This window comes from Micrococcus sp. iso_239 (assembly GCF_056173395.1).
Genome location: NZ_CM149672.1, coordinates 1615638 through 1634642, shown reverse-complemented (window position 1 = coordinate 1634642; position 19005 = coordinate 1615638). Strand labels below are relative to the sequence as shown.

Below are 19005 nucleotides of genomic sequence, written 5' to 3'. Positions count from 1 at the left end.
GCACCGAGGGTCCCGTCCGACGGGATCGTGTCGAGGCCTCCGTCTGCGTCCGCGCAGGGGAGGCCTTCCTCGTTTCCGAGGGCCCCTCCGGTGGGCGCGGGGTCACCCGTCGTCTCACACAGAGGAGTACCACCATCAGCGATCCCCGCATCAACGAGCGTATCCGCGTTCCGGAAGTCCGCCTGGTCGGCCCGAACGGCGAACAGGTCGGCATCGTCCGCGTCGAGGACGCCCTCCGGCTCGCCGCCGAGGCGGACCTGGATCTCGTGGAGGTGGCCCCCACGGCCAAGCCTCCGGTGTGCAAGCTGATGGATTTCGGCAAGTACAAGTACGAGGCCGCGGTGAAGGCCCGTGAGTCGCGCAAGAACCAGGTGAACACGGTCCTCAAGGAGGTCCGCTTCCGCCTGAAGATCGACAAGCACGACTACGAGACCAAGACCGGCCACGCCAAGAAGTTCCTGAGCCAGGGCGACAAGGTCAAGGCCATCATCCAGTTCCGCGGCCGTGAGCAGCAGCGTCCCGAACTCGGCATCAAGCTGCTGCAGCAGTTCGCCGAGGACGTCGCCGAGCTGGGCACCGTCGAATCGCAGCCGCGCCAGGACGGCCGCAACATGGTGATGGTGGTCGGCCCGCTGCGCACCAAGGCCGATGCGCGGGCGGACCAGCGCAAGAACTCGGCCGAGAGCCACCGCGAGCGTCAGGGCGGCGGTTCGCGTCGCGACCAGGCCGCCCGCGAGGCCAAGGAGCGCGCCGCGCAGAAGGCGGCGTCCGACTCCGCCCCGGTGCGGAATTCGGTCGGGGATGCGTTCCCCGAGCAGCTGAAGGCCATGGCCGCCCGGACGCAGGAGAACGCCTCCGCGGCCCCGGCCGAGACGACGCAGGCGCCGAAGACCCCGGCCCCGGCGGCTCCCCGCCCGGCCGCGGCCGCCCCGGCTGCGAAGCCGGCCGCGACGCCGAAGCCGCAGTCCTCGGCTGCGCCGGCTGCCACGCCGAAGCCGCGGTCCGCCGCCAAGCCGGCCGCGCCGTCGTCGGCTCCGAAGCCGGCGGCCAAGCCGATGCCGGCCCCGCCCAAGCCCGCCGCCCCCCGCGGCGGTGCCCCCAAGCCCGGTCCTCGGGCCTGACCCCCCGGGGTCGCCACAGACCAGCCCGGTCCGGACGGACCGGGGTGACCAGCACTGCCGTGCGCGCCGCGCACGGCAGCGATGAGTGAAGGAGAACGGCAGCCATGCCGAAGATGAAGACCCACAGCGGTGCCAAGAAGCGCTTCCGCGTGACCGGCTCCGGCAAGATCATGCGCCAGCAGGCGAACCGCCGCCACTACCTGGAGCACAAGTCCTCGCGCCTGACCCGCCGTCTCAAGGGCGACCAGCTCGTCTCCAAGGGCAGCATCAAGCAGATCAAGCGGATGCTCGGCATCTGACACCCCCCCGGCCTCGCCGGAACCCCTTCCTCCTCGGCCGTGACGCGCCAGTGCGCGCCCCGGGGACCACACAGATTGGAGTACGCACGTGGCACGTGTGAAGCGGGCAGTGAACGCCCACAAGAAGCGTCGGACCATGCTGGAGCGCGCCTCCGGCTACCGCGGCCAGCGGTCTCGCCTGTACCGCAAGGCGAAGGAGCAGATGCTCCACTCGTTCACCTACAACTACCAGCATCGCCACAAGCGCAAGGGTGACTTCCGTCGCCTGTGGATCACCCGCATCAACGCGGCCGCCCGCGCCAACGGCATGACCTACAACCGCTTCATGCAGGGCCTCAAGCTGGCCGGCGTCGAGGTGGACCGCCGCATGCTGGCCGAGATCGCCGTCTCCGACGCCGCGACCTTCGCTGTGCTGGTGAAGACCGCCCGCGAGGCGCTGCCCGCGGACGTGAACGCCCCCGCCGTCTCCCGCTGAGCCGGCTCCGGGGCCCTGAGAGCCCCACCACCACGCCCCAGGCGTGAGCACCACCGCCGACGGGGCGGGTCCTCCACCGAGGCCCGCCCCGTCGGCGTCTGCGCACCCGCAGCCGAGCCCCGACCAGGAAGACCCCATGACCCCGCACGCCGAGCCGATGACCCATCCCCGCGCCGAGCGCGTGCGCGCGGTGGCAGCCCTCGCGGGCCGCTCCGCCCGACGCCGGACGGGCACGTTCCTCGTCGAGGGGCCGCAGGCCTGCCGCGAGGCCTTGCGCGCCCACCTGGGGGAGGGGCCGACGGCCGCCGCGGGGCAGTGGCGCGCCGGGCGGGTGCTGACCCAGGTGTACGTGTCCGGCGGACTCGTGGACCGGGACCCCGCGCTGGCCGAGCTCGTGGCGCGCGTCCGGGACCGCCCGACGCCGGGTGGTGAGCGCGTCCTGGTGCGCGAGGCCAGCGACGAGGTGCTCACCGCCATGGCCGACGCCGTGACGGGGCAGGACATCGTCGCCGTGGCGCGGATGCCGGAGCCGCAGGCCGTCGAAGCGGTCCTCGAGGAGGCGCGCCTGGCCGCCGTGCTGTGCCGCGTGCAGGACCCGGGGAACGCCGGCACGGTCATCCGGGCCGCGGACGCGGCCGGGGCGGACGCGGTGGTCCTCACCCCGGGCTCCGTCGACCCGTTCAACCCCAAGGTGGTCCGGTCCACCGCCGGGTCGCTGTTCCACCTGCCCGTGGCCACCGCCGTCCCCGCAGAGGCGGCGGCGGCCGCAGCCCGGGCCGCAGGCCTCCAGGTGTGGGCCGCCGACGGCTACGCCTCGGACCGGCTCGACGCCCTCGCCCCCGGCGTGGTTGCCGCGCCGACCGCGTGGCTGTTCGGCAACGAAGCTCAGGGCCTGGACGACGGTGAGCTCGCACTGGCGGACCGCCGGGTGGCGGTGCCGCTGTATGGGGCCGCGGAGTCCCTGAACGTGGGGACCGCCGCCACGGTGTGCCTGTACTCGTCCGCGATGGCGGGGGCGCGGCGCGCCGGCTGACGTGGCGCACGAGGCGGCGCCAGCCGTCCGGACACGCAGAAGGGGCGGGGATCCGCGTGGATCCCCGCCCCATCTGCGTGTTCCCGGGTGGAACCCGGGCCGCTCAGCTCGCTCAGGCGCGGGTGCCGGTGCGGCGGGTGATGGCCTGCCACACTGCGGCGACGATAACGCCGCCGATGATCGCGAAGATCCAGGTGCCCAGATCGAAGAACTTCTCGTTCACGTCGAAGTCGAACAGCAGGGAGGCGATCCAGCCGCCGAGGAGAGCGCCGACGATGCCGGTGAGGAGGGCGCCGAGCCACCCGCCGCCCTGACGTCCGGGGAGGATGGCGCGAGCGATGGCGCCGGCGATGAGACCAAGCACGATCCAGCCAATGATGCCCATGATGATGGTTCCTTTCGGGTTGCGAATCTGACGTACGAGAAGGAACGTAGCAAGGGATTTTCACGGGGGGCCACCTCTGGCGCCCCGACTTTTTCGAGATTCTCCGACGTGACGAGGTTCGCCCCGGCCTCGTGTGGGAGATTCAGCGGGGCGAGCCGCCGTCGTCAGCCCGGACGCCGGGCCGCGCCGCGACGTCGCGGCGCACGAGCAGGAACGCCAGCACCAGGCCCGCCAGGGCGATGCCCGCGCCGACCAGCGGCGGGGTCCGCAGCGACGCACCGGCCCCGATCGCGGCGGCCCCGACCCACGCGCCCATCGCGTTGGCCATGTTCAGCGCGGAGTGGTTGAGCGAACCGGCCAGCTGGGGTGCGGTGGGCGCGGAGTCCACGAGCAGCACCTGCAGGGACGGGGCGATCCCGGAGCCGCTGACGGCCACGCAGAAGAGGAACACGATCATCACCGGCGCCCACGGGGCCGTCAGTGCGACGGCGGCCAGCGAGACCGCGCTGAGCCCGAAGCTCAGGCGCAGGGTGCCGACCGGGTCGCGGTCCGTGAGCGCGCCGCTGACGAGCGTGCCGATCACCATGCCGACGCCGTAGAGGGCCAGCACGGCGGGGACCCACCGTTCCTCGAGGCCCGCGACCTCCGTGAGCAGCGGCGCGATGTAGGTGTAGAGCGCGAACATGCCGGCGAAGCCGATCACGCCCACGGCCACCGTCGCCCACAGGCGGCCGGAGGCCAGACCGCGCAGCTCGCGGCCGACCGAGGCGCCCGCGGGGGCCGGCACGGACGGGACGAGCCACGCGGTCGCCCCGACGCACAGGGCCGCGCAGACCGCCACGATGACGAACATCCAGCGCCAGCCGACGGCCTGCCCGAGCGCCGTCGCGCCCGGCACGCCCAGCACGTTGGCCACGGACAGCCCGGCCATCACCCACGCCACGGCCTGGCCGCGGCGGGCGGGCCCGGCGAGGTCCGCCGCGGCCAGGGCGGCCGCGGAGAAGTAGGCGCCGTGGGGCAGGCCCGACACGAACCGGGCCGCCATCATGCTCCCCATGTCCGGGGCGAGGAACGCGGCCACGTGTCCCACGACGAACAGCAGCATCAGCACGATGCTCGTGACCCGCCGGTCGACGCGAGCGAACGACGCGGCCAGCAGGGGAGCGCCGATCACGACGCCCAGGGCGTACATGGAGATGAGCACGCCGCCGGCCTCGAGACCGACGCCGAGGTCGGCCACCGCCTGCGGCAGCAGGCCCATCATCGCGAACTCCGTGGTGCCGATCGCGAAGCTGCCCAGGGCCAGCGCGAGGATGGCCGGCAGCAGACGCACACGGCGGCCGCCCAGCAACGCGCCCGGGCCCGGCGGCACGGTCGGCGGAACGGACGGGTCTGGGCGCGTCGGACGCGGGGCACGGGGGGAACGGTCGTGGGCGCCGTCGGCGGCGGGAGTGGGGATGGGCACCGACCCAGCCTACGGACTCCGGTCTGCGGGGGCGGGGGCCTCGCTAGCCTGGGCTCATGACCTCCGCCACACCTGTGCGCCCCGCGCCCGCCGCCAGCCCGACGACGTCGCCCCGGGACGGTGCGCGACCGCGGCAGGTCGTGGGGCTCGCGCTGCTCGACGATGTGGCCGCGCCGACCCGCCTGCTGGCGGCCCGTCGCAGCGCGCCTGCCCCGCTGCGGGGGCTCTGGGAGTTCCCCGGGGGCAAGGTCGAGCCGGGGGAGGGCGTCCAGGAGGCGCTGCTGCGGGAGTGCCGGGAGGAGCTCGGGGTCGCCGTGCGGCTCGGCCCCGAGGTGGCGGCGCCGGAGCCGGACGGGTGGGAGCTGGCCAACGGCGCCCGGATGCGGGTGTTCTGGGGCGTCCTGGCGGAGGAGGGGGCGACGCCCCGAGCCCTCCAGGACCACGACCTGCTGGCGTGGCTGCCGCTCGCCGGGCCGGGCGTGCGGCACCTGGACTGGATCCCGGCGGACCGGCCGATCGTGGCCGAGGTGCTCCGTGGCGCCGCCACGGCGTTCTCCGCGGGGCGCTGAGTCGACACGCGGCCGGCCGCGCCCCGCGGACCGGTCAGAACAGCGCGGGCTGCGCCGCCGGAGCGGAGGGCCGGGACGCCGGCCGGCGCCGGGCCGGGGGACCGTCCTCGCGCCGGATGCCGTGGGCGCCGCCGCGGGCCAGGCCGTGCCGTGCGGCGGCCTCCCCGGCCATCCGGGTGAGCATGCGGCGGTACGACTCGGGCGCGTAGGCGGACCGGGCGTACATCTGCTCGTAGCCGGCCAGCAGATCCGGGTGCTCGCGGCGGATCCAGTCCAGGTACCACTCCTTCGCGCCCGGCCGCAGGTGCAGGGCGCCCGGCATGACGCGCGCGGCTCCGGCGTCCGCCAGCGCGCGCATGAGGGCGTCGATCTCGCGGTCCCCGTCCGTGAGCCACGGCAGCAGGGGCATGGCCATGACGGTGACGTCCGCACCCGCGGCGGCGAGCCGCTCGATCAGGCGCAGGCGTGCGGTCGGCGACGGCGTGCCCGGCTCGACCGCGGCGGCGATGGCGGGGTCGAGCATCGCCAGGGACAGCGAGACCTGCACCGGCACCTGGCGCGAGGCCGCCTGCAGCAGGGGCACATCCCGCGCGAGCAGGGTCCCCTTGGTCAGCACGGAGAACGGGGTGCCGGAATCGGCCAGGGCCCGGATGATCCCGGGCATCAGCGCGTAGCGGCCCTCGGCCCGCTGATACGGGTCCGTGTTCGTCCCCAACGCCACCGCCTCGCGGCCCCACGTGGGGCGGGCGAGTTCGGCGCGCAGCACCTCGGCGACGTTGACCTTCACGACGATCTGCCGGTCGAAGTCGGCCCCGGCGTCGAGCTCGAGGAAGGTGTGGGTGCTGCGGGCGTAGCAGTACCGGCAGGCGTGGGTGCAGCCGCGGTACGGGTTCACGGTCCAGCGGAACGGCATGGCCGAGGCGGACGGCACCGAGTTCAGTGCGGTCTTGGCGAGCACCTCATGGAAGGTGACGCCCGCGAACTCCGGGGTGGTGACACTCCGCTGCAGGTCCGAGAGCGGCAGCAGGGCGGCGGAGCCGGCCGGTGTGCCGGCCGTCGCCCGCTGGGCTCCGCCCTCGGACCGCAGGGTCTGCGCTTCCCATCGCATGGCCAGAAGTAGAACACATGTTCGAATCGACCCGCAAGCGTGTTCGAGTCCGGGCGTGGCGCGGGCGCCGAGACGCGCCTACCGTGGTCGCCATGACCTCCCGTGCACCCGCCCCGGCCGCCCGCGTCCTGCTCACGGGCTTCGAGCCCTTCGGCGGCGATGTCCACAACCCGTCGATCGCCGCCGCGCGGGACGCCGTGGGCATCCTGGCGGACCGGGGTGTGACGGCCGAGGCGGTCGAGCTGCCGTGCGCGTTCGGCGCGGCCGGGCCGGCCCTGACCGCGGCCCTCGACCGGGTCCGGCCGGAGGTGGCGATCGCCGTCGGGCTGGCTGGCGGCACGGCGACGGTCCGGGTCGAACGGGTGGCCGTGAACCTGCAGGACGCCCGGATCCCGGACAACGCGGGGGAGCAGCCCGTGGACCGGCCCGTGCGCGCCGACGGTCCCGCGGCCCTGTTCGCCACCCTGCCCGCCAAGCGTGCCGTCGCCGCGATCCGGGAGGCCGGCGTCGCCGCGGAGCCGTCCCTGTCCGCGGGCGCGTTCGTGTGCAACCACGTCATGTACTCGCTCCTCGACGGCCCCGGCACCGCCCGGGCCGCCGGCTTCATCCACGTGCCGTGGGACACCGAGCACCGCCCGACGCCGGACACCCCGGCCCTGCCCGCGGCCGACCTGGCGCGCGCGGTGGCCGAGGCCGCCCTGACGGCGCTGGCCGGCGGCCCCGACCTCGACGTCCCCGGCGGCACCCTGCACTGACCTCCCCGGACCCCGGGTCCGTGTCGGCGCGATCGCCCGTGCCCGTCAGCGGCGGCGCCGCAGGCCGCGGACCACGGGCCGCTCGATGTAGCCGCCCAGGGCCAGGCTCGCGCGTCGTTCGAAGACGTTGCGCGAGGCCGGATCCCCGGTCCGCCACATCGACCACGCCGCCGCCAGCGCGTACGCCGGCAGGAAGGGCAGACCCAGCAGGAGGGCGTACTGGTCCGCATGGCCGGCCTCGTGCCGCCACAGCGCGGGCGTCATGCGCAGGCCGGGGCGGGTGAACACGACGTCGCCGACCGTGAACGCGGCCCCGCCCGGGAACCGGTGCGTCCAGCCGTGGGCCTCGATCAGCCCGTGCGGTCCGGGCCGCAGCGCGCAGCCGGCGACGACGGCGCCCACCAGCCCCAGCGGCGTCGCCAGGTTCAGCAGGTTCCACAGCCCGCGCGCCCGCACGTGCGCCGGAGGCGACGGCCGGGAGGGGGCCGCGGTCATGGCTGTGCCGCAGGATCGGCGTCCCCGGCGGGGGACCCGGACGCGGGGACGTCGAAGTAGAGCGGGGCATGGGCGGCGCAGCCCGGGTTGAACGGCGCCCCGCAGGCCGGGCACGCAGGATCAGCGGTGGCCTCGAGGGCGAGGTAGGCGGTCACGCTCAGCTCGGTGCGGCACACCCCGCACAGCACATGCGGCCGGTCGAACTCGCCGGCAGGCACCGGCACGGCCGGGTGGTCGGCGAGCTCCGCGTGGCAGCGGTGGCAGGACCAGTACGCGGGGCAGCAGGCGAAGCGCAGGGCGACGACGTCCCGCGCCGTGGCGTAATGGGCGCAGCGGGTCTGCGCGTCCAGGCCCACGCCCCGCAGCAGCGGGTCGGTGCCGTCGAGGGAGTCCGGGGCGGTCATGCGCCTCAGCCTAGGTGTTGTGGGTCATGAGGTTCTTGACACGAGGCACGGGCTGAGATGAGACGAGCGGGCTCCGCCCCGCAGGATGGGAATTGCGACATCCACTCATCCGCGGAAGGAAGCCCGCTCGTGACTCACGCTAACGCACCTCTGACCCCCACCGGCCGGCTGCGCATGGTCCACCGCCACCTGAACGACGGGATCCCGCAGTCCCACGTGGCCGCGGAGTTCCGCGTCAGTCGGCCCACGGTGGCCACCTGGGTCGCCCGCTACCGTGCCGAAGGCGAGGCAGGACTGCAAGACCGGTCGAGCCGGCCCCATCGCTCACCTGCCCGGCTCGACCCCGCGATCGTGGCCGAGCTGGAGGCCCTGCGCCGGGCCGAGAAGTGGTCCGCCCGGCGCATCCATCACCACCTCGCCTCCGAAGGCCACCAGGTGTGCCTGCGCACCGTGGGGAGGTGGCTGCACCGACTCGGGATCTCCCGCCTACGGGACCTGACCCCAGCCGGAGAAGACCTCCGCCAACGACCCCAGAAGATCACCGCCCGCGGCCCGGGGCACATGGTGCACCTGGACGTGAAGAAAATCGGGCGCATCCCTGAAGGGGGAGGCTGGCGCGCCCACGGAAGAGACAGTGAGGCAGGGCGTGCTTCCAAGCGGGGGTCTGGCCAGCGGGTCGGCTACACCTACCTGCACTCGGCGATCGACGGGTACACCCGCCTGGCGTACACCGAGGCGTTGGAGGACGAGAAGGCGGTGACCACGATCGGGTTCTTCTGCCGGGCGAGGGCGTTCTTCGCCGCCCACGGCATCACCGTGGACCGGGTGATCACGGACAACGGCAACAACTACCGGGCCGTGGACTTCACCCGGAAGGTGGTCTCGCTCGGGGGCCGGCATCACCGGATCCGCCCCTACACCCCGCGTCACAACGGGAAGGTCGAACGTTACAACCGGCTGATGGTCGATGAGGTCCTCTACGCCCGCCCCTACACCTCAGAGCGGGCTCGGCGTGAGGCCCTTCAGGTGTGGGTGAATCACTACAACTACCATCGGCCGCATACCTCCTGCGGAGATGCTCCACCGGCCTCGTTGGCCCCGGTGCGTGTCAACAACGTCATGCCCTCCTACACCTAGGCCGAGCGGGCCCGGGGCGGACACTAGACTGACGGGCGTCCCACCGTCCCCCATGCGAAGGTCGTTGCCCTGATGACACCCAGCCCCGAGACCGGCGCGGAGCCCACCGCGCCCGTGGCGGAGATCTCCCCCGTGGACGCGGAGGCGGTGGAGGCCGCCGTGCAGGCCGCGCTCGCCGCGTACGAGGCCGCGGCGGACCTCGATGAGCTCAAGGCCGCCCGCCTGGCCCACACCGGCGACCGGGCCCCCCTGACTCTCGCGAACAAGGCGATCGGCGCTCTGCCCAAGGAGCGCAAGGCGGAGGCCGGCAAGCTCATGGGCGCCGCACGCGGCCGCCTGGGCAAGGCCCTGGCCGCCCGCACCGAGGTGCTCGAGGCGGAGCAGGCCGCGCGGATCCTGCGCGAGGAGACGGTGGACGTGACCACCGCGGTCCGTCGCCGCCGCGTCGGCGCCCGTCACCCGCTCTCGCTGACGATGGACCGTGTCTCGGAGATCTTCGTCGGCATGGGCTGGGAGATCGCGGAGGGCCCCGAGCTCGAGTCCGAGTGGTTCAACTTCGACTCCCTCAACTTCGCGCCGGACCATCCGGCCCGCGAGATGCAGGACACCTTCTTCGTGGCCCCGGCCGAGGCCCACCTGCTGCTGCGCACCCACACCTCCCCGGTGCAGATGCGCTCCCTGCTCGAGCGGGGCGCCCCCACCTACGTGCTGTGCCCGGGTCGCACCTTCCGCACGGACGAGCTGGACGCCACGCACACCCCGGTGTTCCACCAGTTCGAGGGCCTGGCCGTGGACAAGGGCCTGACCATGGCCCACCTGCGCGGCACCCTCGAGTACTTCGCCCGCCAGATGTTCGGGGCCGAGGCGGCCATCCGCCTGCGCCCGAACTTCTTCCCGTTCACCGAGCCCAGCGCCGAGCTGGACATCTGGCACCCCGGCGCCAAGGGCGGGCCCCGCTGGATCGAGTGGGGCGGCTGCGGCATGGTGCACCCGAATGTGCTGCGCGCCGCGGGCCTGGACCCGGAGGAGTACTCCGGGTTCGCGTTCGGCATGGGCGTGGAGCGCACGCTCATGTTCCGCAACGAGGTCCCGGACATGCACGACATGATCGAGGGCGACGTCCGCTTCTCCCAGCACTTCGGAATGGAGGTCTGATCCATGCGCATCCCCCTGGACTGGCTGCGGGAGTTCGTCCCCGTGCCCGCGGAGCACCGTGCCGAGGACGTGATGGCCGACCTCGTCCGCGTCGGCCTCGAGGAGGAGGACGTCCACCGTCCGGCCGCCGAGCTGCAGGGCCCGATCGTCGTCGGGCAGGTGCTCTCCAAGGAGCCCGAGCCGCAGAAGAACGGCAAGACCATCAACTGGTGCTCCGTGCGGGTGGTTCCCGAGGGCGCCGCCCAGCCGCTCACCGGCGAGGGCATCGAGCCCTCCGGCGTGCAGGGCATCGTGTGCGGCGCCCACAACTTCGAGGTCGGGGACAAGGTCGTCGTGACCCTGCCCGGCGCGGTGCTGCCCGGCGACTTCCGCATCAGCCCCCGCAAGACCTACGGGCACGTCTCGGCCGGGATGATCGCCTCCAGCACGGAGCTGGGCGTGGGCGACGACGGCACGGACGGGATCATCGTGCTCGGCGACCTCGGGCTCGACCCCGAGCCGGGCACCGACGCCCGGGACGTCCTGGACCTGCACGGCGAGGCCGCCGAGATCAACGTGACGCCCGACCGCGGCTACGCGTTCTCGATGCGCGGCGTCGCGCGCGAGTACGCGCACGCCACCGGCGTGCCCTTCACGGACCCGGCCGCCGCCGTCCACCCGCCCGCGGCCGACGACGCCGGCCCGGCCGTCCGCATCGACGACGACGCGCCGATCCACGGCGAGCCCGGGGCCACCCGGTTCGTGGCCCGCACGGTCTCCGGCGTGGACGCGACCCGCCCGACCCCGCCGTGGCTGGCCGCGCGCCTGCGCCTGGCCGGCATCCGCACCATCTCCCTGCCGGTGGACATCTCCAACTACGTCATGTGGGAGCTGGGCCAGCCCCTGCACTTCTACGACGCGGACACGCTCTCCGGCGAGATCGTGGTGCGCCGCGCGCGGGCCGGAGAGACCCTGACCACCCTCGACGGCAAGGAGCGCGAGCTCGACCCCGAGGACCTGCTCATCACGGACGACTCCGGCCCCATCGGCCTGGCGGGCGTCATGGGCGGGGCCGCCACCGAGGTCACGGACGCCACCACCACGATCGTGGTCGAGTCCGCGAACTTCGACCCCGTGTCGATCGCCCGTACGCGGCGCCGGCACCGCCTGCCCTCGGAGGCGTCGAAGCGCAACGAGCGCGGCGTCGACTGGGAGATCGCCGACGAGGCGGCCGAGCGGGCCGTGCAGCTGCTCGTCGAGCTCGCCGGCGGCACCGCCGAGCCCGGGGTCACCGACGTCGGGACGCGGCCGCAGCCGGCCGTCGTCGAGATGGCCGCCGACTTCCCCTCCGCCCTGGTGGGCGTGGCGTACACGACCGACGAGGTCGTGGAGACGCTGCGCGCCCTGGGCGCCGAGGTGGCCGTCGCCGAGGCCGCCGCCGACGTCGCCCCGCGGCTGACCGTGACCGCCCCGTCGTGGCGCACGGACCTGCGCATCCCCGAGGACCTCGCCGAGGAGGTCGCGCGCCTGCGCGGCTACGACGCGATCCCCTCCGTGGTGCCCGTGGCCCCGCCGGGCCGCGGCTTCACCCGCCGCCAGGCCCAGCGTCGCCGCGTGTCGGCCGCGCTCGCGGCCGCGGGACTCACCGAGGTGCTGGCCTACCCGTTCGTCTCCGAGGAGCAGAACCGGCGTTTCGGGGCGGACTCGGACGCGCAGGGCCAGGCCCTGGCGATGGTGGCCCTGGCCAATCCGATCGCTTCCCAGTACCGGTACCTGCGCCTGTCGCTGCTGCCGGGCCTCGTCGAGACCGCGCGCCGCAACCTCGGACGCGGCTTCCGCGATCTGGCGCTGTACGAGATGGGGCTGGTCTTCCTGCCCGGCGCGCAGCTGGGCTCGGCGACGATCCCCCCGCGCGCGGTCCACCCCTCCGCCGAGGTCCTCGCCGACCTCGAGGCCGGCATCCCCGCTCAGCCGTGGCACGTGGCCGGTCTGTACGCCGGGCACGACTCGGCGCCCGGGCCGGACCACGACCCCCGCCCGGTGGACTGGCAGGACCCGATCGCCGGGGCCCTCGACGTGGCCGACGTCCTCGGCGTCGAGCTGACCGTCCGGCAGGGCCGGCACCACGCGTTCCACCCGGGCCGGGTGGCCGAGCTCGTCGTCGTGACCGAGCACGGGGACCGGGTGGTGGGCGTCGCCGGCGAGCTGCACCCGCAGTGGCTCGAGGCCGAGGACCTGCCCGCCCGCACGAGCGTGTGGGAGCTGGACCTGGACGCGCTGTGCGCCGCGGCCCCCGAGATCGTGGTCGCCGCACCGCTGTCCACGTTCCCCGTGAGCACGCAGGACGTGGCGCTCGTGGTGGACGAGGCCGTCGTGGCCGGGGACGTGCGCGCGACCCTCGCCGAGGGTGCCGGGGAGCTGCTCGAGGCCGTCGAGCTGTTCGACGTCTACCGGGGCGCGGGCGTGCCGGAGGGGCGGAAGTCCCTCGCGTTCTCCCTGCGCTTCCGCGCCCCTGACCGCACGCTCACCGCGGAGGAGGTCTCCGAGGCCCGCGCCGCGGCCACCGCGCTCGCGGCGCAGCGGCACGGGGCGGTCCAGCGCTGACCGTGTCCGTCGCGACCGGCCCGTGGGGCCTGACCTCGGCCGTCCCCGCCTCGGCGGGGGCGGCCGACGCCGTCTCCGCGCTGCTCGGTCAGGTGCGCACCGCCCTGACGGCGGCCTGGGGCGTGCCGGTGGGGCCGCTCGGGCTCCGGCACGCCTGCCCGCGCTGCGGCTCGGCCGCGCACGGCGTCCCCGCGCTGACCGGCCTGCCCCCCGGCCGGGTCGCCCTCGTCTCGTTCACGCGCGTCCGGATGCCCGGCACTGAGGACCGGGCTCGGATCGGGGCGTGGTGGGCGCCGGCACGGCCCGCCGACGGGCTCGGCCTCGGGGTGGACGTCGAGCGGGCGGACGCCGCGGCCTTCGCGGACGAGGACGGCCTGGGCGGGGTGGGCTTCTCGACGGCGGAGCGCGCCCGGGTGCGGGAGCTTCCCGCCCCCGAGAGGCCCGCCGCGCGGGCCCGGCTGTGGACGCGGAAGGAGGCGCTCGTGAAGGCCGCCGGCACCGGCTTCACGGGCGACCCCGCCGCCGTCGACGCACTGACCGTGCCGGCCGACGTCGTGCTGGTGGACCTCACCGACCGGCTGCCGGGCGGTCTCCTCGGGGCGCTGGCGCTGCGGGGCCGCTGAGTCGACCGCGCGGGCGCCTCAGCCCGGGAACGGCGGCAGCTCGGGCCGCAGCGTCCACGCGTCGAAGAGCTCGTCCACCTGCGCTCGGCTCACCCCGGCGTGCGGGGCCCACGCGTGCACGTGCGTGCGCAGCCCCAGGGAGTCGACGGTGCCGAACCGGTGCTCCCGCACCCAGGCGCGCAGCATGGAGCCGAAGAGGTCCGTGCCCAGCAGGTGCCGCAGCGCCTCCACGGTGAGCGCGCCGCGCTTGTACACCCAGTCCTCGAACATCTCCTCCGGCCCGGGCTCGGCCAGCGCCTGCTCCACCGGGTGCGCGGCCAGCTTCTGCCAGGCCCGCCGCGCCATCGAGGTGATGCTGGACCGCCCCGAGGCCTCGGCCCACAGCCACTCGGACCAGCAGGCGAAGCCCTCGTGCAGCCACAGGTCGGACCAGCGGCCCAGGGTCACGGCGTTGCCGAACCACTGGTGGGACATCTCGTGGGCGATCAGCCGCTCGGACTCCCACGAGCCGTCCAGGTGGTTGGTGCCGAACAGCGACATGCTCGCGGCCTCGAGCGGGATCTCGAGCTCCTCGTCGGCCACGACCGCGGTGTAGTCCTCGAATGGGTATGGCCCGTAGGCGTCGATGAACGTGGCCATCATGGCCGGCTGGGGGGCAAGGGCCCGGAGGGCCCGCTGCTCGGTCCGCGGGGAGACCACGAGGCGCAGCGGCGGCAGGCCCTCGGCGGGAGGGGCGGCGTCCACGAGCCGGTAGCGGCCGATCTGCACGCTGAGCAGGTAGGCGGGCACGGGCTGGTCGAGCCGCCACCGCCACGTGACCCGCGAGCCGCGCGTGCGCACGGGCGCGCCCACGCCGTTGGCGACGGGCAGGTAGCCCGCGTCGCAGGTGAGGGTGATCTCCGCCGTCGAGCGGGAGGTGGGGGAGTCCACGCACGGCAGCCACGTGGAGGCGCCGTGGGGCTGCCCGGCCACGAGCACGCCGTCCGTGAGCTCCTCCCAGCCGATCGTGCCCCACGGGCTGCGCCGCAGCGTGGGCGTGCCCGCGTAGACCACGGTCAGCTCCACGAGCGTGCCCTCCGGCCGGCTCTCGTCCAGGTCGACGACGAGGCGGCTCGGGGCGCGGCCCGGCTGGGTGAACGAGGAGGCGACGGCGCGGCCGTCGACGACGGCGTCCACCCGGGACACGCGCAGCCGGTACAGGTCCAGCTCGATGCGGCGGCTCTGCTTCGTCAGGCGCACGCGCAGGACGGCGGTGCCGGAGACCCGGTTCGCGGCCAGGCGCACGTCGAGGTCCAGTGCGATGTGCTCGACGGTGGCGGCGTCGGTGCCGACGCCCGGGACGTAGGGATCGGTGCTCATGCTTCCTCTCGGGAGGGGGTGGCCGCGGCGGCGGGGTCGCCGTCGGGACGACGCCACGGGGAGACCGGGTTGCCGAGCCACCACGTGCCGGCGGGCAGCTCCTCGCCGCGCATCACGAGGGACCCGGCACCGACGGTGGTGCCGCGGCCCAGGCGGGCGGCGGGCAGCACCACGGAGTGGGGGCCGAGGGTGGCGCCGTCCTCCAGGACGACGGCGTCCAGGGACATCACGCGGTCGTGGAACAGGTGGGTCTGGACGACGCAGCCGCGGTTCACGGTGGCGCCGTCGCCGAGCTCCACGAGGTCGGCCTCGGGCAGCCAGTAGGACTCGACCCAGGCGCCGTGGCCGATGCGGGCGCCCATCGCGCGCAGGAACCAGACCAGGGCGGGGGTGCCGGCCGCGGCCCGGCTGAACCACGGGGCGGCGAGGAACTCGGTGAAGGTGTCCGCGACCTCGTTGCGCCAGATGAACGAGGACCACAGCGGGTGCTCGCCCGCGCGGATCCGGCCGACGAAGACCCGCTTGGCGAGCACGGTCAGGCTCGCCGCGACCGCGCCGGCCGCGAGCAGGACGACGCCGCCCAGGACGAAGGCCAGCGCCCACGTGCCGACCGCGATGAGGGCGGCCAGCGTCGCGCCGACGGCGAGGGACAGGGCCACGTGCAGCCACACCGGGATCGCGCGCAGCAGCTCCCAGGCGGTGCGGGCGGCCTTGAGTCGGGCCGGCGGGTCGTAGGTGAGGGCGGCGTCTGCGGTGACCTCGTTGCGGCGCAGGCGCACGGGCGGGGAGCCCATCCAGGACGTGCCCGCCTTGGTCTTGGCCGGGGTGGTGGACAGCACCGCCACGAGCGAGTCGCGGCGCAGGGTGCGGCCGCCGGGCACCATGCCGGAGTTGCCCACGAACGAGCGCTTGCCGACCTTCGCGGGGGCCACGTGCATCCACCCGCCGTCGAGGGAGTAGGAGGAGACCATCGTGTCGTCGGCGAGGAACGCGCCGTCGCCCACGCGGGTCATGCAGGGCAGGAGCACCACGGTGGAGGCCTCGACGCCGCGGCCCACCTCGGCGCCCAGCAGGCGCAGCCACGTCGGCGTGAAGCGGGAGGCGTAGATCGGGAACAGCTGGTCGCGGGCGGCGTCGAGGACGCGCTCGGTGGCCCACACCTGCCAGCCGACCCGGGAGCGCACGGGGTGGTGCCCCTCCGTGATGCCGAGCGCGAGCAGGCGCACGGTGACGAGCACGAGCAGCATCTGGGTCAGGAACCAGACGCCGGCCACCAGGGGGCTTGCGGCCAGCAGGCGCGCCGCGGTGGTCCCGACGGCGGCCAGCGGCCCCGCCTCCGGGGCCGGCGGCCACCAGGTCAGCGACCACGCGGCCACCGCGGCCGCCGCGGCGGCGGAGACGAGCGGAAGGAGGGAGATGAGGGTCGAGAGGACGGTCGCCATCAGGCGCCAGCCCGGGGTCTCCCGCGGCGCCTCGGCGGGGCCGCGGGACTTCACCTTGCCCACCTTGACGGCGGGGGAGCCGGCGTGGCGCTGGCCGCCGCGCACCCGCCCGGCGACGGTGGACCCGGCCTCGACGTGCGCCCCGGCGCCGACCTGGGCGCCCGGCAGGAGCGTGGAGCGGGCGCCCACGACGGCGTCCGCGCCGATGCGCACCTCGCCGAGCCGGACGACGTCGCCGTCGACCCAGTAGCCGGACAGGTCCACCTCAGGCTCGATCGCGGCGCCCTCCTCGACCGTGAGCATGCCGGTGACCGGTGGCACGGTGTGCATGTCCACGTCCTTGCCGATCCGGTTGCCCAGCAGTCGCGCGTAGGCGGGCACCCACGTGGCGCCGGCCAGCGAGTAGGGGTCCACGAGGTCGCTGATCTGCTGGGCGAGCCACAGGCGCAGGTGGACGCGGCCACCGCGCGGGTAGGACCCGGGGCTCACGCCGCGCAGCAGCAGCCGGGCCGTCGCGGCGGTGAGCAGCATGCGGCCGGGCACGGTCACCACCAGCAGACCGGCCACGATCAGCACCCACCACGGCACGGTGGGCAGCCCGGGCGCGAGCCCGGAGAGCGTCAGCAGGTTCAGGGCCAGGCCGGTCCACACGCCCAGGCGCAGGGCGGGCAGGACGAACACGGGCAGTCCCACGAGGGTCTGGACCCACTGGGTGCGGTGGCGGGTGCGGTCGACGTGCCGGTCGTGCACCTCGATGCCGCGGGGGCCGTCGTCGCCCACGACGGCGGCCACGAGGGCCCCGGCGGTGGGGTTGCGGTAGACGTCCTGGACGGTCACGGCCGGGTGGCGCAGGCGCAGGCGGGCCACGAGCTGGGCAGCGGCGAGCGAGCCGCCGCCGGCCTCGAAGAAGTCGGTGTCGGCGTCCTTGGGGGGCGCGCCGAGCACGTCCGCCCACTGGCGCAGCACCCAGCCGTCGGCGGTGTCCTCGTTCGGCTGGGGCGCGTCCTCGTCCACCTCGGCGCCGGGCAGGGGCCACGGCAGCGCGTGGCGGTCCACCTTGCCGGAGGTCTTCGTGGGCAGGGAGTCCACGACGGCCAGCCGGGGCACGAGTGCGGCCGGCAGCTCCGCCGCGAGGTGCTCGCGGGCCATGTGCAGGTCGAGCTCGGCCTCGGGGTCCGCGGGGACGAGGTAGCCGACGAGGATCTGGTGGCCCGCCGGGGTGGTCTGCACGGCCGCGGCGCCGCCGTGGACGCCGGGCAGGGCCTGGAGCGCCGCGTCCACCTCGCCGAGCTCGATGCGGCGGCCGCCGAGCTTCACCTGGTCGTCGGCGCGGCCGACGAACAGCAGGCCCTCCGGCTCGAAGACCACGAGGTCACCGGAGCGGTAGGCACGCTCCCAGCCGAGGGAGGGCATGGGGGCGTACTTCTCGGCGTCCTTGGCCGGGTCGAGGTAGCGGGCCAGGCCGACGCCGCCGATGATCAGCTCGCCCGTCTCGCCCTCGGCCACGGGCAGCGTGGTCTGCGGGTCGACGACGGCCAGGTCCCAGCCGTCCAGGGGCAGGCCGATGCGGACCGGGCCGAGACCCGTGAGCGGGGCCGCGCACGCGACGACGGTGGCCTCCGTGGGGCCGTAGGTGTTCCAGACCTCGCGGCCGTCCTCCGCCAGGCGCGCGGCGAGCTCGGGCGGGCAGGCCTCGCCGCCGAAGATCAGCAGCCGGACGTTGTCCATGGCCTCGGTGGGCCACATCGCGGCGAGGGTCGGCACGGTGGACACGGCGGTGATGCGCCGCTCGGCGAGCCACGGGCCGAGGTCCATGCCGGAGCGCACGAGCGAGCGGGGGGCCGGGACCAGGCACGCACCGTGACGCCAGGCGAGCCACATCTCCTCGCACGAGGCGTCGAACGCGACGGACAGTCCCGCCAGCACGCGGTCGCCCGGGGCGAGCGGATCGTCCGCCAGGAAGATCCGCGCCTCGGCGTCCACGAAGGCCGCGGCCGAGCGGTGGCTCACCGCCACGCCCTTGGGGGTGCCCGTCGAGCCAGAGGTGAAGATGATCCACGCGTCGTCCTCGAGCCCGGGGGCGCGGGCCTCCGCGGCCGGGTCCGCGGTGTGCTCGGGGTGCGGGGCGTAGACCCGCTCGTCGGTGAGGACGCCGGCCACCTTCGCCTCGCCGAACACGAGGCGGGCGCGCTCCTCCGGATCGTCCGCGTCCACGGGGACGTAGGCCGCGCCGGCGGCGAGCACGCCGAGGATCGAGACGTACAGCGCGGCCGTGCCCGAGGCGATCCGCACGCCGACCCGGTCTCCCGCCCGCACGCCGGCGGCCCACAGGTGGCGGGCGGTCTCGTCGACGCGCTCCCGCAGCTCCGCGTACGTCAGCGGCTCGACGCCGTCGTCCAGGGCGGTCGCGTCCGGGTGCTCGCGCGCCGTGGCGTCGAAGAGCTCCACGAGCGTCCGGGCGGGCGGGGTGCGCTCGGAGCCGGGCAGCTGCGGCCGATGCGGCGCGCCCGCGGGGTCGAGGGGGACGGAGGGCGGGGTGGGCGCGGCGGACGAAAGGGACACAGGGGCCTCCGGGGGTGTGAGCGGCAAACCGAGGG

General features: G+C 74.9%; 17 protein-coding genes. 10 read left to right on the top strand and 7 right to left on the bottom strand.

What is annotated here, in order from left to right; translation table 11 throughout:
* Positions 1-134 precede the first annotated feature (134 nt).
* From infC to AC0VX2_RS07550, 4 genes are all read left to right on the top strand, one after another.
* Positions 135-1121 carry a translation initiation factor IF-3 gene (gene infC / locus AC0VX2_RS07565; protein WP_049145980.1) on the top strand — a complete coding sequence of 329 codons (987 nt, stop codon included), beginning with the start codon at positions 135-137 and terminating at the stop codon, positions 1119-1121.
* Positions 1122-1225: 104 nt separating this feature from the next.
* Positions 1226-1420, top strand: a complete 195-nt coding sequence (gene rpmI / locus AC0VX2_RS07560; protein ID WP_002853699.1) for a 50S ribosomal protein L35 — start codon at positions 1226-1228, stop codon at positions 1418-1420.
* A gap of 88 nt (positions 1421-1508) precedes the next feature.
* The gene (rplT, locus tag AC0VX2_RS07555) at positions 1509-1895 is read left to right on the top strand and encodes a 50S ribosomal protein L20 (RefSeq protein ID WP_041105250.1); all 387 of its coding nucleotides are present in this window, start codon (positions 1509-1511) and stop codon (positions 1893-1895) included.
* Between the two features lie 136 nt (positions 1896-2031).
* Positions 2032-2928 (top strand): TrmH family RNA methyltransferase, encoded by an 897-nt coding sequence (locus tag AC0VX2_RS07550; RefSeq protein ID WP_049145970.1) that lies wholly within the window; start codon positions 2032-2034, stop codon positions 2926-2928.
* A gap of 112 nt (positions 2929-3040) precedes the next feature.
* Here the strand turns inward: AC0VX2_RS07550 and AC0VX2_RS07545 are convergent, their stop codons facing one another.
* Together AC0VX2_RS07545 and AC0VX2_RS07540 are read right to left on the bottom strand one after the other, a co-directional pair.
* Positions 3041-3313, bottom strand: coding sequence for a GlsB/YeaQ/YmgE family stress response membrane protein (locus AC0VX2_RS07545; protein ID WP_101966042.1), 273 nt, complete (start codon positions 3311-3313; stop codon positions 3041-3043).
* Positions 3314-3455: 142 nt separating this feature from the next.
* Positions 3456-4778, bottom strand: coding sequence for an MFS transporter (locus tag AC0VX2_RS07540; protein ID WP_136940066.1), 1323 nt, complete (start codon positions 4776-4778; stop codon positions 3456-3458).
* A gap of 56 nt (positions 4779-4834) precedes the next feature.
* On the opposite strand from AC0VX2_RS07540, the gene AC0VX2_RS07535 reads away from it, so the two are divergent.
* Positions 4835-5347: a (deoxy)nucleoside triphosphate pyrophosphohydrolase gene (locus tag AC0VX2_RS07535; protein WP_061866992.1), complete on the top strand. Its 513-nt coding sequence runs from the start codon at positions 4835-4837 to the stop codon at positions 5345-5347.
* A gap of 34 nt (positions 5348-5381) precedes the next feature.
* On the opposite strand, the gene AC0VX2_RS07530 is transcribed toward AC0VX2_RS07535, so the two are convergent.
* On the bottom strand, positions 5382-6455 hold the full coding sequence (locus AC0VX2_RS07530; RefSeq protein WP_020624690.1) for an Rv2578c family radical SAM protein: 1074 nt from the start codon (positions 6453-6455) through the stop codon (positions 5382-5384).
* Between the two features lie 92 nt (positions 6456-6547).
* Between AC0VX2_RS07530 and AC0VX2_RS07525 the strand changes: the two genes are divergently transcribed.
* Entirely contained in the window at positions 6548-7210 is a 663-nt protein-coding gene (locus AC0VX2_RS07525; RefSeq protein ID WP_060974027.1) for a pyroglutamyl-peptidase I, read from the top strand.
* Positions 7211-7255: 45 nt separating this feature from the next.
* Here AC0VX2_RS07525 and AC0VX2_RS07520 read toward each other — a convergent pair whose 3' ends face one another.
* Both AC0VX2_RS07520 and AC0VX2_RS07515 read right to left on the bottom strand, forming a co-directional pair.
* On the bottom strand, positions 7256-7705 hold the full coding sequence (locus tag AC0VX2_RS07520; protein ID WP_049147952.1) for a hypothetical protein: 450 nt from the start codon (positions 7703-7705) through the stop codon (positions 7256-7258).
* On the bottom strand, positions 7702-8109 hold the full coding sequence (locus AC0VX2_RS07515; RefSeq protein ID WP_049147953.1) for a CHY zinc finger protein: 408 nt from the start codon (positions 8107-8109) through the stop codon (positions 7702-7704). Before AC0VX2_RS07515 ends, AC0VX2_RS07520 begins: the two co-directional genes overlap by 4 nt.
* A 129-nt stretch (positions 8110-8238) precedes the next feature.
* Here AC0VX2_RS07515 and AC0VX2_RS07510 point away from each other — a divergent pair, with 129 nt between their 5' ends.
* The 4 genes from AC0VX2_RS07510 (at position 8239) to AC0VX2_RS07495 (ending at position 13607) form a co-directional block, all read left to right on the top strand.
* Positions 8239-9246, top strand: coding sequence for an IS481 family transposase (locus AC0VX2_RS07510; protein ID WP_136940067.1), 1008 nt, complete (start codon positions 8239-8241; stop codon positions 9244-9246).
* Between the two features lie 72 nt (positions 9247-9318).
* Complete coding sequence (gene pheS / locus AC0VX2_RS07505) at positions 9319-10401, top strand: phenylalanine--tRNA ligase subunit alpha (RefSeq protein ID WP_012750956.1); 1083 nt, start codon at positions 9319-9321, stop codon at positions 10399-10401.
* Between the two features lie 3 nt (positions 10402-10404).
* A complete protein-coding gene (pheT, locus tag AC0VX2_RS07500; RefSeq protein WP_036337486.1) occupies positions 10405-12984 on the top strand; it encodes a phenylalanine--tRNA ligase subunit beta in 2580 nt (859 codons plus the stop codon).
* 2 nt (positions 12985-12986) lie between these two features.
* Positions 12987-13607: a 4'-phosphopantetheinyl transferase family protein gene (locus AC0VX2_RS07495; RefSeq protein WP_036337488.1), complete on the top strand. Its 621-nt coding sequence runs from the start codon at positions 12987-12989 to the stop codon at positions 13605-13607.
* Positions 13608-13625: 18 nt separating this feature from the next.
* Here AC0VX2_RS07495 and AC0VX2_RS07490 read toward each other — a convergent pair whose 3' ends face one another.
* Both AC0VX2_RS07490 and AC0VX2_RS07485 read right to left on the bottom strand, forming a co-directional pair.
* A complete protein-coding gene (locus AC0VX2_RS07490) occupies positions 13626-14966 on the bottom strand; it encodes a M1 family metallopeptidase (RefSeq protein WP_036337490.1) in 1341 nt (446 codons plus the stop codon).
* On the bottom strand, positions 14963-18970 hold the full coding sequence (locus tag AC0VX2_RS07485; protein WP_041104187.1) for a Pls/PosA family non-ribosomal peptide synthetase: 4008 nt from the start codon (positions 18968-18970) through the stop codon (positions 14963-14965). Before AC0VX2_RS07485 ends, AC0VX2_RS07490 begins: the two co-directional genes overlap by 4 nt.
* Positions 18971-19005: the final 35 nt, after the last annotated feature.

What these genes read in the sequence shown, in the direction of transcription:
- AC0VX2_RS07490 (WP_036337490.1), bottom strand. Translation starts at nt 14,966, where the DNA reads ATGAGCACCGATCCCTACGTCCCGGGCGTCGGCACCGACGCCGCCACC.
- pheT (WP_036337486.1), top strand. Translation starts at nt 10,405, where the DNA reads ATGCGCATCCCCCTGGACTGGCTGCGGGAGTTCGTCCCCGTGCCCGCG.
- AC0VX2_RS07525 (WP_060974027.1), top strand. Translation starts at nt 6,548, where the DNA reads ATGACCTCCCGTGCACCCGCCCCGGCCGCCCGCGTCCTGCTCACGGGC.
- rpmI (WP_002853699.1), top strand. Translation starts at nt 1,226, where the DNA reads ATGCCGAAGATGAAGACCCACAGCGGTGCCAAGAAGCGCTTCCGCGTG.
- AC0VX2_RS07530 (WP_020624690.1), bottom strand. Translation starts at nt 6,455, where the DNA reads ATGCGATGGGAAGCGCAGACCCTGCGGTCCGAGGGCGGAGCCCAGCGG.
- pheS (WP_012750956.1), top strand. Translation starts at nt 9,319, where the DNA reads ATGACACCCAGCCCCGAGACCGGCGCGGAGCCCACCGCGCCCGTGGCG.
- AC0VX2_RS07515 (WP_049147953.1), bottom strand. Translation starts at nt 8,109, where the DNA reads ATGACCGCCCCGGACTCCCTCGACGGCACCGACCCGCTGCTGCGGGGC.
- AC0VX2_RS07545 (WP_101966042.1), bottom strand. Translation starts at nt 3,313, where the DNA reads ATGGGCATCATTGGCTGGATCGTGCTTGGTCTCATCGCCGGCGCCATC.
- AC0VX2_RS07520 (WP_049147952.1), bottom strand. Translation starts at nt 7,705, where the DNA reads ATGACCGCGGCCCCCTCCCGGCCGTCGCCTCCGGCGCACGTGCGGGCG.
- AC0VX2_RS07535 (WP_061866992.1), top strand. Translation starts at nt 4,835, where the DNA reads ATGACCTCCGCCACACCTGTGCGCCCCGCGCCCGCCGCCAGCCCGACG.
- AC0VX2_RS07550 (WP_049145970.1), top strand. Translation starts at nt 2,032, where the DNA reads ATGACCCCGCACGCCGAGCCGATGACCCATCCCCGCGCCGAGCGCGTG.